This is a genomic window from Microbacterium sp. MMO-56, assembly GCF_037146215.1.
GTDB lineage: Bacteria > Actinomycetota > Actinomycetes > Actinomycetales > Microbacteriaceae > Microbacterium.
Genome location: NZ_JBBCVW010000021.1, coordinates 1 through 14,188, shown reverse-complemented (window position 1 = coordinate 14,188; position 14,188 = coordinate 1). Strand labels below are relative to the sequence as shown.

The window sequence follows — 14,188 nt, the reverse complement described above, 5'->3', positions numbered from 1 at the left end:
CCCCCCGCTACTTGACGAGTGGGAAGAGGATGGTCTCGCGGATGCCGAGACCGGTGATGGCCATCAGCAGGCGGTCGATGCCCATCCCCATCCCGCCGGTCGGGGGCATCCCGTGCTCGAGCGCGCGCAGGAACTCCTCGTCGACGCGCATCGCCTCGTCGTCGCCGCGAGCGGCGAGCTTGGCCTGCTCGACGAACCGCTCGCGCTGGATGACGGGGTCCACGAGCTCCGAGTACCCGGTGGCGAGCTCGAAGCCGCGGACGTAGAGGTCCCACTTCTCCACGACCCCCGGCGTCGTGCGGTGCTCGCGCACGAGCGGGCTCGTGTCGAGAGGGAAGTCCATGACGAACGTCGGACGGCTGAGCCCGCTCTTGACGAAGTGCTCCCAGAGCTCTTCGACGTACTTCCCGTGCGTCGCGACCTTCTCGGGCACCTCGACGCCCGCGGCGCCCGCGAGCGCCTTCAGCTCGTCGACGGGCGTACGCGGGGTGATCGTGCGGGGCAGCCCGTCGGGAAGCTCGGCGGCGCCGAGGGCGTCGGACAGGGACTCGTACATCGAGATCCGGTCCCACTGGCCGCCGAGATCGAACTCGGTGCCGTCGGCCCAGACCACGGTGGTCGAGCCGGCGACAGCGATCGCGGCGTTCTGGATAAGCTCCTGCGTCAGGTCGGCGATGCCGTGGTAATCGCTGTACGCCTGATAGGCCTCGAGCATCGCGAACTCGGGGCTGTGCGTCGAGTCGGCGCCTTCGTTGCGGAAGTTGCGGTTGATCTCGAAGACGCGGTCGATGCCACCCACGACGGCGCGCTTGAGGAAGAGCTCCGGCGCGATGCGCAGATAGAGCTCCGCGTCGAACGCGTTCGACTGCGTGACGAAGGGTCGCGCCGCAGCCCCGCCGTGCTGGATCTGGAGCATGGGCGTCTCGACCTCGAGGAAGCCGTGACCGGCGAACGTCTGCCGCAGCGAGGCGTTGACCTTCGCGCGGGCGATCACGCTCTCGCGGGCCTGATCGCGCACGATCAGGTCGAGGAAGCGGGACCGCACGCGGCTTTCCTCGCTCAGCTCGCTGTGGAGGTTCGGCAACGGCAGCAGCGCCTTGGCCGCGATGGCCCAGGCGCTCACCATGATCGACAGCTCACCGCGGCGGCTCGAGATGACCTGACCGGTGACCGACACGTGGTCGCCGAGATCCACGAGGTCCTTCCACGCCTGGAGGGACTCCTCACCGACCTCCGCGAGCGACACCATCGCCTGGATGCGCGAGCCGTCGCCCGCCTGCAGCGACGCGAAGCACAGCTTGCCCGTGTTGCGGCTGAACACGACGCGCCCCGCGACCGACGCGGTCACGCCGGTCTCCGCGCCGGCCTCCAGGTCCGCGTAGCGCGACCGCAGGTCCGCGATGGTGTCGGTGACGGGAACGGCGACGGGGTACGGGCCGCCGGCCGCGTCCGAACGCTCCGCGAGCAGCCGGTCACGCTTGCCGAGGCGGACCGCCTTCTGCTCGATCACGTCGTCTACGGCCTCGAGCGCCTCGTCGGCGGGCGGGGTGTCGGTCATGGTGGCAGGCTCCTCGGAAGTGACCCTCCAGTGTATCCAGCGCACGGCCGCGCTCCGCCGCGAGCCGGCCCATCGGCGCATCGGCGGTGGGGCGCATCGGGGCGGGGCCGCGTCGGTGGGAGGGCTGCACCGGGCGACCCCGTGCGTCAGGGCTCCGGGTCCACCCCATCGGTCGCGACGCGCAGCGCCTGGTCCACCGTGGAGTGGATGAGACTGGCGAGATAGCGCCCCGGCGCCTCCACGCCCGCCTCCCGCAGGAGCCCGGCGGACTGCCGCACGACCGACGCGGAGAACTCCGTCGCCGTCGCGATGGCTTCCCCGTACGCTGCACGGTCCGCCTCGGCGACCACGACGGGCTCGCAACCCAGCTCGACGGCGAGAGCCTGCGCAATCGGCAGGACCGCCGCGGGAGCCGTGACCGCGGCGAACGCGTCGCGCAGCTGGCGCAGGTCGATGGTGGTGCCGGTGAAGGCGATCGCGGGGTGGACGGCCAGCGGGATGGCGCCTCGGGACGCCGCGGGGGCGAGAGCTCCCACGCCTAGACCGGGCACGGTGTGCAGGACGAGCTGACCGACCTGCCAAGCGCCGAGGTCGGCGAGACCGTTGACCACGCCGGCCAGCTCCGCCTCGGGGAGGGCCAGCACGACCAGCTCGCTACGGCGCACGACCTCGTCGGCGGGCAGCACGGGCACGCCGGGCAGGATCGCCTCGACGCGGTCGGGATCGGAGCCCGAGGTGATGCCGGTGAGGGCGTGGCCGGCACCGGCGAGCGCCGCGCCCAGGACCGGACCGACCCGCCCGGCCCCGATGACGCCCACCCCGAGCCTGCTCGCCGGCGTCATCGGACCGGCTCCTCATCCCAGCGATGCGAGTGGTCGCCCGCCGCCGCGGCCAGCGCCGCGGCCTCGATCCCGGCCCACGCGACGAGCGCATCGTCGCGGTCGAGGACGCCCACCGATCCCGACACCTGACCCACGACGGTGTGACCGGTCAGCCCGGCGACCCGGAGCGCGCGGGCGAGCGGGCCCTGGGAGATCCGCACCGACTGCAGGCGCGCGAGCGGAAGGAGGACGAGCGACCGGCGCAGCATCCCGCGGCGCAGCAGGAGCTGCTCCGGAGTCAGCAGCAGACCGTTGCGTCGCCAGGACAACGGACGCAGCCAGCGCGCACGGCGCGGCGTCGTCGTGTAGGGGTCGTCGGTCGTGCCGCGGTCCACCGCGAGCATGCCGTCCTCGATGAGCGGCGACATCTGCTCCGCCGTGATGCCGGGAAGGAAGAGGTGCAGCACGCGTGCGACGTCGTCGCGGGTGCCGACGGGAAGCACCGTCGCCGCCTGGAGGGCTTGGGAGTCGGAGGCGGACCGTCCGGACAGGCGGTTCACGCGGATCGCCCACCACCCGAACGGCCGCCACAGGATCGGCTGATGGATCTCGAAGGCGTGCACCCGACCCGGCGGAAGGGTCTCGGTGATCGTCGTGAACAGCCCGAAGGTGATCCGCACGCCGGCGGAGGTGGGGGCGATCGAGTAGCGCAGCGCACGGGTGATCGAACGGAACCAGTACGCGCCGAAGGCGATCACCATCGGCACGATCGTGAACAGCACCCACGGCGTCGCGAGGATCGACCCGGTGACGACCGCACCGACGAGCACCAGCAGCCACAGCGTCGAGCCCGACAGCAGGTGCGACGCCACGAGGCGACCGGCCGGGATGTGGACGACAGAGGCGGGCTCCTCCGCCGGGCCGTCGACGCCGTCGATGAGCCCCGAGAGCCCCTGGGCGACGGCACCCGCGGCGGCCCGGGTGAGCGGTACCCCGTCGCGCGGGGCCGCACCCGCCTCGGCGAGCCGGCGGCCGGAGGCGAGGCGGAGGATGTCCGCCCGGACGGCTTCGGCGTTCGCGGTCGACAGGTACTCGAGCTTGACGTTGGCATCCAGCCCCGCTCCGACCACCTCGAGCTTGGCGGTACCGAGCAGTCGCGCGACCATGGGGCGGGTCAGGTTGACACCCTGCACACGATCGAGGGGCGCGCGACGATGCGTGCGGAACAGCACACCGCTGCGGACCTCGACGTCGTCGCCCGTGATCCGGAAGGTGTGGAACCGCCACGACAGCCAGAAGATGCCGAGCAGCGCCAGCAGCACGACGAGGACGACCAGTCCCGCGACCAGCCACAGGTTGTTCTCCGAGACGAAATCGACCGGGTCGCCGTTGTACCGCTCCCATTCCGACAGGCTCGGGAAGAAGAACGCGATCAGCCGGTCGCGGAGGTTCGTGATGACGATGCCGAGCACCACGATGAGGAACAGGCCACCCCGGAGGATCGGCGTCAGCGGGTGCAGCCGGTGCCACTCCCCGTCGCTGAGCGGCGAGCGCACGTCGGCGACGGCCGACGGCGCGATCGGCGCCTCGGCATCGGCCGCGGAAGCACCGGCCTCAGGCGAGGCGGACGCGTCGGTCCGGGGCGCCCCGGACCGGTCGCCATGGGGCACGGCGGACGGGTCGAGCGGATCGCTCATAGGCCCGTCCGGCGGGTCTCGGCGACCGCGATGAGCGTGTCGCGCAGCCGTTCGGCGCTCTCCTGGCGCAGGCCGGGGATCGTGACCCCCGTCGTCGCCGCCGCCGTGACGAGCTTGAGCTGCGCGATGCCGAAACCGCGATCGAGCGGCCCGTGGGTGATGTCGACGAGCTGCATGCGCCCGTACGGCACGGCGACCATCCGCTGCCACAGGATCCCCCGCCGGAAGACGAGGTCGTCCTCGCGGAGCTGATAGCCGTAGGCGCGAGCCTGTCGCGGCAGGATGACGAGCGTCCAGATCGTGACGACCGTGAGCACTCCCGCCGGGATCAGCACCCACACGAGCCCCCAGACGAGCCACGCGAACAGCGCGGCGGCGACCACGACGGCGAGGAACGCGCCGGTGGAGATCAGCTGCACCGTGACGTACTTCGGGGAGATCTGATGCCACACGCCGTCGCCGAGGGGCAGTCGGCTCTCGCCGCGCGGCTCGAGGACGGCGCGGTAGGTGTCGGCGTCCAACACGGGGTCTGGCGCTCCGGGTGTCGCCGGCGCGGCGTCAGTCGTGGTGGGAGAGTCCGAATCCGGGATCCGTGGGAGGTCCGGGGTGTTCGTCATCGTCGTCCTTCCGGATGGTGCAGAGGTGCTCGGCCACGAGGGCCGCCGCCAGCAGCACGAGGCTCGCGACGAGCGTCGTGACCACGGCCACCACCGAGCCTACGGGGGCGACGGGGCGCGTGAGGAGGAAGGACAGGAGCCCTGCGGCGAGACCCGCCATGATCGCGCCCACGATGCTGGACGCCTTGGCGAGCATGGCGATGCGCACGGCCCGGAACGGATCCACCGGCTCGGGGCTCCGCCCGGTGATGGCCCGGCGGATGGGCAGCGCGAACATCACCGTCGCTGCCCCGAGGAGCACGAGCAGCACCGGCAGTAGCAACGACGGGGTGAAGGTCGCCTGACCCGCGCCGGTGAGGAGCTGGTCGACACCGAAGCCCACGACGGCACCCACGAGCACGGCGACGACGAGGACGGCGGGACGCGTGCGCCTCATGCGGCGCCCCCGCTCCGCAGCCGGGCGAGCAGGTCGCGCACGGGGCCTGCCCCGGGCAGCTCGGCGTCGGGGTCGACGACGAGCCACGGCGCGAGCACGAAGTCGCGCTCCGCCGCCCGCGGATGCGGCAGCAGCAGAGCGGGGTCGGCGCTGCGCACGTCGCCGTAGACGATCAGGTCGAGGTCGAGCGTGCGGTCGCCCCAGCGCTCGCGGCGCTCGCGCCCGTGGCGGGCCTCGATCGCGTGCAGATACGCCAGCAGGACGCTCGGCGCGAGCCGCGTCGTGACGAGGGCGACCGTGTTGAGGTACGCGGGCGCCGAGGCATCCGGCCCGTCGAGGGTCACCGCGACCGACTCGATCGGCGCGGCCGCGCGCACCTCCGTGGTCAGCGGCAGCCTCCCGAGATCGCGCAGTGCCTCCTCGATCGTCGCGGCGCGGTCGCCGAGGTTCGCACCGATCGCGACGACCGCGGTGGTCTCGGCATCCGCGACCGGGGGGAGCTCCTCGGAGTATCCCTGCGCGAGTCGCCGGTTCATCGGGCGCTCCCGTCCGTCTGCCCGCCGACCGCGGCGCCGCCCCGGGCTCGGCGGATGGTGACGGTGACATCGTCGAAGGGCACCGGGATGGGTGCCTGCGGCTTGTGGACGGTGACGGCGACCCGTTCGACGTCGCCCCGGGAGAGGAGGTCGTCCGCGATCCGCGCCGCGAGCCGCTCGAGGAGGTTCACCGGCTCCCCCCCGACGATCTCCGCGATGCGCTCGGCGACCTCGCCGTAGTGCACGGTGTCGGTGACGTCGTCGGTCTCGGCCGCCCGGCGCGTGCTCAGGAACAGGGTCGCGTCGACGATGAAGTCCTGGCCGTCGCGACGTTCCTGGTCGTACACGCCGTGGCGGCCGAAGGCGCGGATGCCCGTCAGGGTGATCTCGTCGAGGATGTCCACACTCACCATCCTCCCCGCTCCCACGCCCCGGAGACGGCCAGCGCGTCGCGCGTCGCCGTCACGTCGTGCACGCGCACCGCCCACGCGCCCGCCTGCGCGGCGAGCACGCTCGTCACGGCGGTGGCGAGGTCGCGTCGTCCTTCGTCCACCGCTCCGGGGCCTCCCGGCGCACGCGCGCCGGACACGCGCCCGTCGGCATCCGCCAGCGTCTCGGCGAGGAAGCGTTTGCGGCTCGTGCCGACGAGCACGCGCGGCCCGATCGCGACGATCCGCGCGAGGGCGTGCAGGGCCTGCCAGTTCTGCGGGCCGCGCTTGCCGAAGCCGATCCCCGGGTCGAGGATGACCCGGTCGGGCGAGATGCCCGCGGCCGCGGCCGCACGGACGCGCTCCTCCAGCTCGGCCGCGAGCTCCGCGGCGAGGTCCCCGTAGGCGGCGTGCGCATACATGTCCGCGGACGGGCCGCGCCAATGCTGCAGGACGATGTCGGCGCCCGAGCCCGAGACGGCGGGGAGCATCTCGGGGTCGGCGATCCCTCCGGAGACGTCGTTGACGATGCGGGCGCCGGCGGCGACGGCGGCGAGGGCGGTCGCCGCGTTCATGGTGTCGATGCTCACCGTCACGCCCGCGCTCGCGAGGGCGTGGACGACGGGCAGCACCCGCTCCTGCTCGAGCTCGGGCGCGACGCGCTCGGCGCCGGGCCGCGTGGACTCGCCGCCCACGTCGAGCAGGTCGGCGCCGGCGGCGCGCAGCGACAGACCGTGCGCGACCGCGGCATCCGGGTCGAGGTATCTGCCCCCGTCGCTGAACGAGTCGGGGGTGACGTTGAGGATGCCCATGACGAGGGTCATCTCAGCCGCCGCCGTCCACGTGCCCGCTCAGGAGCATCATGATCTCCGCGCGCGCCGCGGTCTCGGCGAGCTCACCGCGCGCCGCGATGGTCACCGTGGCGGCGTCGGGCTGGCGTCCGCCGCGCATCGTGACGCACTCGTGGTGGGCCGACAGCACGACGACGACGCCCCGGGCGTCGAGGGAGCCGGCGATCGTGTCCGCGATCTGCTCCCCCAGGCGCTCCTGCACCTGCGGGCGCGAGGCCAGGATGTCGACGACGCGGGGCAGCGCCCCGAGGCCCACGACCTGCTCGCCGGGAAGGTAGGCGATGTGCGCGCGCCCCGCGAACGGCAGCAGGTGGTGCTCGCAGACGGAGCGGAAGCGGATGTCGCGCAGGAGCACCGCCCCCGAGGGGAGCGTGTCGGGGGCCGGTCCGCGCGAGACGGAGATCGTATGCGCGAGCGGAGCGCCCGCGTCCTCCCCCACACCCGAGAAGAAGTCGGCATAGGTGTCGGCGACCCGCTGGGGCGTCGCCTTCAGCCCCGGGCGATCGGGGTCCTCGCCGATCGCGGCGAGGATGTCGCGCACGGCGGCGGCGACGCGGTCACGATCGACGGCCACGTCGCAGCCTCACGCTGTGGCGGGACGTGCCTGCCCGGCCTGGCGCCGGACGGGTGCCTTCTCCGCGGCCTGCTCGGCGGTCGCCGCTGTGGAGGCCGCGAGACCGGCGTCGTTCTGGCGACGCGGCACCTCGACCGGCGGCAGCGTGGACACGGGCCGGTCGCTGCTGGAGAGCCACTGCGGGCGCGGCGGCAGCTTCTTGACCTGGGTGAAGATCTCTGCGAGCTCGAGGTGGTCGAGCGTCTCCTTCTCGAGGAGCGCCAGGGCCAGCTTGTCGAGCACGTCGCGGTTCGCGTTGATGACCTCGTACGCCTCGTTGTGGGCCTGCTCGATCAGCAAGCGCACCTGCTGGTCGACCCGCTCCGCGATGCGCTCGCTGAAGTCGCGTCCGTGGCCCATGTCGCGGCCCATGAACACCTCGCCCGACGACGAGCCGAGCTTCACCGGACCGACATCCGTCGTCATGCCGTACTCGGTGACCATCTTGCGGGCGATGCTCGTCGCCTTCTCGATGTCGTTGCTGGCACCGGTGGTGGGGTCGTGGAACACGATCTCCTCGGCCACGCGGCCGCCCATCGCGTAGGTGAGCTGATCCTGCAGCTCGTTGCGAGTGACCGAGTACTTGTCCTCGAGGGGCAGCACCATCGTGTAGCCGAGCGCCTTGCCGCGCGGGAGGATCGTCACCTTCGTGACCGGATCGGTGTTGTTCATCGCCGCCGCCGCGAGCGCGTGGCCGCCCTCGTGGTACGCCGTGATGAGCTTCTCGCGGTCCTTCATGACGCGTGTGCGCCGCTGCGGACCCGCGATCACGCGGTCGATGGCCTCGTCGAGGGCGCGCATGTCGATGAGCTGAGCGTTGGAGCGCGCCGTGAGCAGCGCCGCCTCGTTGAGCACGTTGGCGAGGTCGGCGCCGGTGAAGCCGGGCGTCTTGCGCGCGATGACCGACAGGTCGACCGACGGCGAGAGCGGCTTTCCGCGACCGTGGACCTCGAGGATCTTCTGCCGCCCCTTGAGGTCGGGCGCGTCGACGCCGATCTGACGGTCGAACCGGCCCGGACGCAGCAGCGCCGGGTCGAGGATGTCCGGGCGGTTCGTCGCCGCGATGACGAGCACCGAGACCTTCGGGTCGAAGCCGTCCATCTCCACGAGCATCTGGTTGAGGGTCTGCTCGCGCTCGTCGTGTCCGCCGCCCATGCCGGCGCCGCGGTGGCGTCCGACGGCGTCGATCTCGTCGATGAAGATGATCGCGGGGGCATTCTCCTTGGCCTGCGTGAACAGGTCGCGCACGCGGCTCGCACCGACGCCGACGAACATCTCGACGAAGTCGGAACCGGAGATCGAATAGAAGGGGACGCCCGCCTCGCCGGCGACCGCGCGGGCGAGGAGCGTCTTGCCGGTTCCGGGAGGGCCGTACAGCAGCACGCCCTTCGGGATGCGGGCGCCCACGGCCTGGAACTTCGCGGGGTCCTTCAGGAAGTCCTTGATCTCCTGCATCTCCTCGATGGCCTCGTCAGCTCCGGCGACGTCGGCGAAGGTGACCGTCGGGGTCTCCTTCGTCACGAGCTTGGCCCGTGACTTCCCGAACTGCATCACCTTGCTGTTGCCGCCCTGAGCGGCAGAGAAGAAGAACCAGAAGAGGAGGCCGAGCAGCAGGAGCGGCAGCAGCAGCGAGATCATGCTCTCGAAGAAGGTCGTGCGCGGCACGACGTCGTTGAAGCCGTCCTTCGGGTTGGCCGCGTCGATCGCCGTCACGACTTCCTGGGCCCGGGGCGCGACGTAGTAGAACTGGACCTGCGTCGAGCCCTCGAACGGCTTCGACAGCGTCATGTCCACGCGCTGATCGCCGTCGGTGGTCGTCACCTCGGTGACGGACCCGCCGCCGAGGAGGGTCAGGCCCTCCTGCGTCGTGATCTGCTTGGCGCCGGTCAGCGACGAGATGAGCGTCATCCCGGCGATCAGGAGCGCGCCGATGAGCAACACGTAGACGAACGGGTTGCGCGTGAGCTTCTTGAAATCCATGGTCCGCTCAGGCTACCTCGCGCACACTATGCGATCACTGTGCATTCGCCCACGGCGTACGGTGTGCGCGGCGCCCGGCCGCGGTCCGTCAGCTGTAGACGTGCGGGGCGAGGACGGCGACGTCGCGCAGGTTGCGGTAGCGCTCGTCGTAGTCGAGGCCGTACCCGACGACGAAGTCGGTGGGGATGTCGAAGCCGACGTAGCGCGAATCGATCTCGACCTTCGCGGCCTCGGGCTTGCGCAGGAGGGCGAGGATCTCGATGGACGCGGCCCCGCGCGAGGCGAAGTTCTCGAGCAGCCAGCTGAGCGTGAGGCCGGAGTCGATGATGTCCTCGACGATCAGCACGTGCTTGCCCGTCAGGTCGGTGTCGAGGTCCTTCCGGATCTGCACCACGCCGCTCGACTTCGTCCCGGCGCCGTAGGAGGACACCGCCATCCAGTCGATCGTGACGTCGCGCCGCAGCTGGCGCGAGAAGTCCGCCATGACCATGACGGCGCCCTTCAGCACGCCGATCAGCAGGAGGTCCTTGCCCTCGTAGTCGGCCTCGACCCGCTCGGCGAGCTCGGCGAGCTTCTCGTGGATCCGTTCCTCGGTGACGAGGACGGTGGACAGCTGGTCAGCGATGTCGGCCGCGCGCATCCCTCAAGTGTAGGTCGCGCACGCGGGTTCCCGTGCGGCGCATCGTGGGTCTCACCGGCCCGCGACGGGGGCGCCGGGTCGCCGGTCAGTCGGGGGCGGTGAACACGACGCGATCGCCGCGGCGCGCGGCGCGGCATCCGGGCAGATCGATCGGGCCCTGCCCGCTCCAGTCCGTCACGAGCCGCGCGACCTCGAGGGTCTGCGAGCGGCTGAGGCTCGCGCCGAACTCGCTCGCCACCACGTGCCGGATGATGCGGTGGCGCAGGGCGGGCGGATTCGCGGCGAGCGCCGGAGCGGACACCGCGATGCCCGCCTCGGCGTGCTCCACGATGTCCTCGATCGTCTCGTCGATCATGTCGGCGAAGGCCGCGGCATCCTCGCGCAGCTGCTCGGCCGTGCGGGCGAGCGCCTCGGCGACCCCCGGACCCAGCTCGGACTCGAGGACCGGCATCACGTCCTGACGCACGCGCACCCGCAGGAACCGGCGATCGAGGTTGTGCGGGTCGTCCCAGGGCGGCAGATCCTCGGCGAGACAGGCGGCCCGCGTCGTCGCGCGGCGGATGCCCAGGAGAGGACGCAGGATCCGGATGCCCTCCTCTTCGCGGTCGGGCGACATCCCGCCGAGGCTCGCGGCGCCCGACCCCCGGGCGAGACCGATGAGAACCGTCTCGGCCTGGTCGTCCAGGGTGTGCGCGAGCAGGACGGCCTCGGCCCCCGCGTCCCGGGCCGCGGCGAGGAGCGCCGAGCGTCGCGCGTCGCGCGCGGCGGCCTCGGGACCGCCCTCGGTGCCGACGTGCACCCGCACGACGCGGGCGGGGAGGCCCAGCGATACGGCCACGTCCGCGGCGCGCGCGGCGACCCGGTCGGACCCTTCCTGCAGGCCGTGGTCGATGACGGTCGCGGTCGCCGCCACGCCCGCCTTGGGCGCCTCGACCGCGACGGCGGCGGCGAGCGCGAGCGAGTCGGCTCCGCCGGACAGCCCGACCAGCACCGGACCGGTGACCCCGTGCAGCGCGCCGCGCACGGCGCGACGGATCTCGGCGACGGCGGGAGGGAGGCTGGGGCGATGGTCCACACGACCACGCTAGCGAGGCGACGACGCTCTCGCCGCCCGTCCGCTCGTGCCCGCTCGACGGGCGCGACTAGGCTGATGCGCGGCATCCACCTGACTTTCCGAAGGAGTACCAGCATGGGCGCATACGACGCCGTCATCGAGATCCCGCGCGGCAGCCGCGTGAAGTACGAGGTCGACCACGGCACCGGCCGCGTGTTCCTGGACCGCGTGCTGTTCACCCCGATGGGCTACCCCGCCAACTACGGATTCTTCGAGGACACCCTCGGCGAGGACGGCGACCCGCTCGACGTTCTGCTGCTGCTCGACCGCGACCTGTACCCGGGCGTTCTGGCCAAGGTGCGCCCCGTGGCCGTGCTGAAGATGCTCGACGAGGCCGGCGGCGACGACAAGGTCGTCGCGGTGCTCGCGAAGGACCCGCGCTGGGACCACATCCAGGACGTCTCCGACCTGGACGAGTGGACCAAGGGCGAGATCGGTCACTTCTTCGAGCACTACAAGGACCTCGAGCCGAACAAGTGGGTCAAGGTCGACCAGTGGGGCGACGCGGCCGAGGCCGAGCGCCTGGTCGGCGAGGCGTTCCAGCGGTTCCAGGACGAGGGCGGCCAGACCGCCACGCAGGGTGAGGGACACGCCCCCAAGACCATCTGAGTGCCGCGCCGGAGCGGCGCGCACATGCGAAGAGCGGATGCCTCGGCATCCGCTCTTCGTCGTCTCCGGCGGCCTCGCGTCAGTAGACGTCGATGCCGCGGTCGTAGAGGAAGGGGGCCGGGTCGATCCGGTCGCCCCAGGTCCAGACCTCGAAATGGAGGTGGCATCCGGTCGACGCGCCCGTGCTTCCGACGTAGGCGATGACGTCGCCGGCGTTCACGGACTGCCCGTAGCCGACGTTGTACCCACCGGTCGCGATATGCGCGTACGCCGTCTGGAGGCCACCGCCGTGGTCGACCTTGATGTAGTTGCCCCAGTCGCCGCTGTACTGCGCCCACACGACGGTGCCGGACGCCGCGGCGTAGATCGGCGACCAGCATCCGGTCGCGAAGTCGATGCCGCGGTGCCCGCTGCTCGTGCAGGAGCCGTTGCCGCAGATGCTGCCGCGGTCACCGAACCACGAGCTGATGTAGCCGGAGGCGGGACGCACCCAGCCGTTGCTGCCCGCGGAGCCGCCACCGCCGCCCCCACCGCCGCCGCCTCCACCGCCGGCGTTCGCGGCGGCCTCGGCTTCGGCCGCTGCCGCCGCGGCAGCTGCGGCGCGCGCCGCGGCGGCCGCCGCCTGGCGGGCCTCCTCGGCCTTGCGGGCCTCCTCGACGCCGATCTGGTAGTCGGCGATCGTCTTGGCGGTCGTGTCCTGGAGGGCGGCGAGCTGCGCCTGGAGGGTGCCGAGGTTCTGCGTCTGCGCGTCGAGCGCGGCCTGAGCAGCCTGGGCGGCCTCCTGGGCGGCCTGCATCTTCTGCTCGGCCTCCTTCTTCAGGCGGTCGCGCTCGGTGCGGGCGACCTGCGCCTGGTTGCTGAGGTTCTGCGCGTTGTTGCGGGCGCTCACGGCATCGGCATAGACGCCCTGGTTGGCCGCCACAAGCCGGTCCATCGTGCCGAGCTTCGCGAGAAGGTCGTCGGCGCTCGCGGCCGACCCGGAGAAGAAGAGCTCGAGCGCGGGGTCGTCGCCGCCGCCGCGGTACTGCTGAGCGGCGAGACGACCCAGCTTCTTGGCCGTCTCCGTGGCGCGCGCGGCCTCGGCGTCGGCCTGCGCCTGCAGGGATTCGGACTGCTCGACCGCGGTCTCGTAGGCGATCTGGGCGGCGACGTACTCGCTGGCGAGGCGCTCGGCCTCGGCCTGCTTGGCCGCCACGTCGGACTGGAGGGCGGCGATGAGCCCCTGGATGCGGTCGATCTCGGAAGCCTTGGCGGCCTCGTTGTTCTTGGCGTTCTGCACGTCGTCCCACGACGGGTAGTCCACAGCGAAGGCGGCGGGCCCGAGGCCGAGTCCGAGGGCGCCGAGCCCCACCACGCCGAGCCCGCCCAGGCCGAGGGCCGTCCGCCGCGTCAGAGGGGAGCGCAGCGAGGTCAGCTCGCGCTTGGTCGGCGCGCAGCCGCAGTCCTCGGAGGAACCGGCTTCGTCCATCACCACGTCACGCCTTCTTCCCGCGCTCATCGGCACGTTCTCTCGCAGGTTTTCCCGCAGGCCAGGCCGCCGGAGCCACTCCGACACCAGGAGTCACAATAACAACATTCGCCCCACAGGCACAGGGGCAACCGGGCATCCGCAGACTCCGCCATCCTCCTCCCGAAATCGCCGTGCGCACGGACCCCGCGCCCTCGATTTCCGATTTGCTCGGGGATCTCGTATGCTTGAGCGTCGGTAAGAATGAGCCTCCGGGTTCGCTCGGCCCCATCGTTTAGCGGCCTAGGACGCCGCCCTTTCACGGCGGTAGCACGGGTTCGAATCCCGTTGGGGTCACTCTCCGACACATAACTGAAAAAGCATGGCCCTGTAGCGCAGTTGGTTAGCGTGCCGCCCTGTCACGGCGGAGGTCGCGGGTTCAAGTCCCGTCAGGGTCGCTCCGAGCGACGGGCCCTTTGTCTTCAGAGGGCCTTTCGTCTAGGACGCGGCAGTGTCATTGGTTTGGCGGATGCCGCGCGGCTCTGTAGCTCAGTTGGTAGAGCGCACGACTGAAAATCGTGAGGTCACGGGATCGACGCCCGTCGGAGCCACACGGACCGTCGTTACAACGGTCCCAGAAACCCTCGCCTAGCTTCTACATGGCGGGGGTTTTGCTTTTGGCCGGTGAGGGGCGGTTCTGGAGCCCGCCTGTCAACTCCGCCCGGCGATCGCTGAGCCCTGATCCACCGTCGCGATTCGGTTGAGCCGCGTTTCGCTTTTCGTTGAGTTGTTTCGGCGGGCGGGCGTGCGTGTTCTGCCAGCCGGGGCTCTGGCTTATCCA

At 71.6% G+C, this 14,188-nt stretch carries 14 protein-coding genes and 3 tRNA genes; 4 read left to right on the top strand and 13 right to left on the bottom strand.

From position 1 onward, the window contains the following. Positions 1 to 7 precede the first annotated feature (7 nt). From lysS to tilS, 12 genes are all read right to left on the bottom strand, one after another. Entirely contained in the window at positions 8 to 1,558 is a 1,551-nt protein-coding gene (gene lysS, locus WFI00_RS15740) for a lysine--tRNA ligase (RefSeq protein WP_336631808.1), read from the bottom strand. Between the two features lie 146 nt (positions 1,559 to 1,704). Further along, positions 1,705 to 2,400 carry a DUF2520 domain-containing protein gene (locus tag WFI00_RS15735; protein ID WP_336631807.1) on the bottom strand — a complete coding sequence of 232 codons (696 nt, stop codon included), beginning with the start codon at positions 2,398 to 2,400 and terminating at the stop codon, positions 1,705 to 1,707. Beyond that, entirely contained in the window at positions 2,397 to 4,076 is a 1,680-nt protein-coding gene (locus tag WFI00_RS15730) for a PH domain-containing protein (RefSeq protein ID WP_336631806.1), read from the bottom strand. Before WFI00_RS15730 ends, WFI00_RS15735 begins: the two co-directional genes overlap by 4 nt. Next, entirely contained in the window at positions 4,073 to 4,693 is a 621-nt protein-coding gene (locus tag WFI00_RS15725; RefSeq protein WP_336631805.1) for a PH domain-containing protein, read from the bottom strand. Before WFI00_RS15725 ends, WFI00_RS15730 begins: the two co-directional genes overlap by 4 nt. After that, a complete protein-coding gene (locus WFI00_RS15720; RefSeq protein WP_336631804.1) occupies positions 4,635 to 5,129 on the bottom strand; it encodes a DUF3180 domain-containing protein in 495 nt (164 codons plus the stop codon). The genes WFI00_RS15725 and WFI00_RS15720 overlap by 59 nt, the downstream gene beginning before the upstream one ends. Next, positions 5,126 to 5,665, bottom strand: coding sequence for a 2-amino-4-hydroxy-6-hydroxymethyldihydropteridine diphosphokinase (gene folK / locus WFI00_RS15715; protein WP_336631803.1), 540 nt, complete (start codon positions 5,663 to 5,665; stop codon positions 5,126 to 5,128). The genes WFI00_RS15720 and folK overlap by 4 nt, the downstream gene beginning before the upstream one ends. Continuing rightward, complete coding sequence (gene folB, locus WFI00_RS15710) at positions 5,662 to 6,078, bottom strand: dihydroneopterin aldolase (protein WP_442928337.1); 417 nt, start codon at positions 6,076 to 6,078, stop codon at positions 5,662 to 5,664. The genes folK and folB overlap by 4 nt, the downstream gene beginning before the upstream one ends. Further along, complete coding sequence (folP, locus tag WFI00_RS15705; RefSeq protein ID WP_336631801.1) at positions 6,072 to 6,917, bottom strand: dihydropteroate synthase; 846 nt, start codon at positions 6,915 to 6,917, stop codon at positions 6,072 to 6,074. The genes folB and folP overlap by 7 nt, the downstream gene beginning before the upstream one ends. A gap of 1 nt (position 6,918) precedes the next feature. Beyond that, positions 6,919 to 7,518 carry a GTP cyclohydrolase I gene (gene folE, locus WFI00_RS15700; RefSeq protein WP_336631800.1) on the bottom strand — a complete coding sequence of 200 codons (600 nt, stop codon included), beginning with the start codon at positions 7,516 to 7,518 and terminating at the stop codon, positions 6,919 to 6,921. Positions 7,519 to 7,527: 9 nt separating this feature from the next. After that, positions 7,528 to 9,537, bottom strand: coding sequence for an ATP-dependent zinc metalloprotease FtsH (gene ftsH, locus WFI00_RS15695; protein WP_336631799.1), 2,010 nt, complete (start codon positions 9,535 to 9,537; stop codon positions 7,528 to 7,530). 88 nt (positions 9,538 to 9,625) lie between these two features. Continuing rightward, the gene (gene hpt / locus WFI00_RS15690; RefSeq protein WP_336631798.1) at positions 9,626 to 10,177 is read right to left on the bottom strand and encodes a hypoxanthine phosphoribosyltransferase; all 552 of its coding nucleotides are present in this window, start codon (positions 10,175 to 10,177) and stop codon (positions 9,626 to 9,628) included. A gap of 85 nt (positions 10,178 to 10,262) precedes the next feature. Further along, positions 10,263 to 11,252 (bottom strand): tRNA lysidine(34) synthetase TilS, encoded by a 990-nt coding sequence (tilS, locus tag WFI00_RS15685; RefSeq protein ID WP_336631797.1) that lies wholly within the window; start codon positions 11,250 to 11,252, stop codon positions 10,263 to 10,265. A gap of 114 nt (positions 11,253 to 11,366) precedes the next feature. Between tilS and WFI00_RS15680 the strand changes: the two genes are divergently transcribed. After that, positions 11,367 to 11,900, top strand: coding sequence for an inorganic diphosphatase (locus tag WFI00_RS15680; RefSeq protein ID WP_336631796.1), 534 nt, complete (start codon positions 11,367 to 11,369; stop codon positions 11,898 to 11,900). A 79-nt stretch (positions 11,901 to 11,979) separates the two neighbouring features. Here WFI00_RS15680 and WFI00_RS15675 read toward each other — a convergent pair whose 3' ends face one another. After that, the gene (locus tag WFI00_RS15675; protein ID WP_442928336.1) at positions 11,980 to 13,374 is read right to left on the bottom strand and encodes a M23 family metallopeptidase; all 1,395 of its coding nucleotides are present in this window, start codon (positions 13,372 to 13,374) and stop codon (positions 11,980 to 11,982) included. 257 nt (positions 13,375 to 13,631) lie between these two features. Between WFI00_RS15675 and WFI00_RS15670 the strand changes: the two genes are divergently transcribed. From WFI00_RS15670 to WFI00_RS15660, 3 genes are all read left to right on the top strand, one after another. Beyond that, positions 13,632 to 13,704, top strand: a tRNA-Glu gene (locus WFI00_RS15670). Positions 13,705 to 13,731: 27 nt separating this feature from the next. Next, positions 13,732 to 13,805 (top strand) — tRNA-Asp (locus WFI00_RS15665). Positions 13,806 to 13,885: 80 nt separating this feature from the next. Next, positions 13,886 to 13,958: transfer RNA gene (locus WFI00_RS15660), tRNA-Phe, on the top strand. Positions 13,959 to 14,188 lie beyond the last annotated feature (230 nt).

Coding starts and splice junctions, on each gene's coding strand:
- folK (WP_336631803.1), bottom strand. CDS start 5,665: ATGAACCGGCGACTCGCGCAGGGATACTCCGAGGAGCTCCCCCCGGTC.
- hpt (WP_336631798.1), bottom strand. CDS start 10,177: ATGCGCGCGGCCGACATCGCTGACCAGCTGTCCACCGTCCTCGTCACC.
- ftsH (WP_336631799.1), bottom strand. CDS start 9,537: ATGGATTTCAAGAAGCTCACGCGCAACCCGTTCGTCTACGTGTTGCTC.
- WFI00_RS15735 (WP_336631807.1), bottom strand. CDS start 2,400: ATGACGCCGGCGAGCAGGCTCGGGGTGGGCGTCATCGGGGCCGGGCGG.
- folP (WP_336631801.1), bottom strand. CDS start 6,917: ATGACCCTCGTCATGGGCATCCTCAACGTCACCCCCGACTCGTTCAGC.
- folB (WP_442928337.1), bottom strand. CDS start 6,078: ATGGTGAGTGTGGACATCCTCGACGAGATCACCCTGACGGGCATCCGC.
- WFI00_RS15725 (WP_336631805.1), bottom strand. CDS start 4,693: ATGACGAACACCCCGGACCTCCCACGGATCCCGGATTCGGACTCTCCC.
- lysS (WP_336631808.1), bottom strand. CDS start 1,558: ATGACCGACACCCCGCCCGCCGACGAGGCGCTCGAGGCCGTAGACGAC.
- WFI00_RS15720 (WP_336631804.1), bottom strand. CDS start 5,129: ATGAGGCGCACGCGTCCCGCCGTCCTCGTCGTCGCCGTGCTCGTGGGT.
- WFI00_RS15730 (WP_336631806.1), bottom strand. CDS start 4,076: ATGAGCGATCCGCTCGACCCGTCCGCCGTGCCCCATGGCGACCGGTCC.
- WFI00_RS15680 (WP_336631796.1), top strand. CDS start 11,367: ATGGGCGCATACGACGCCGTCATCGAGATCCCGCGCGGCAGCCGCGTG.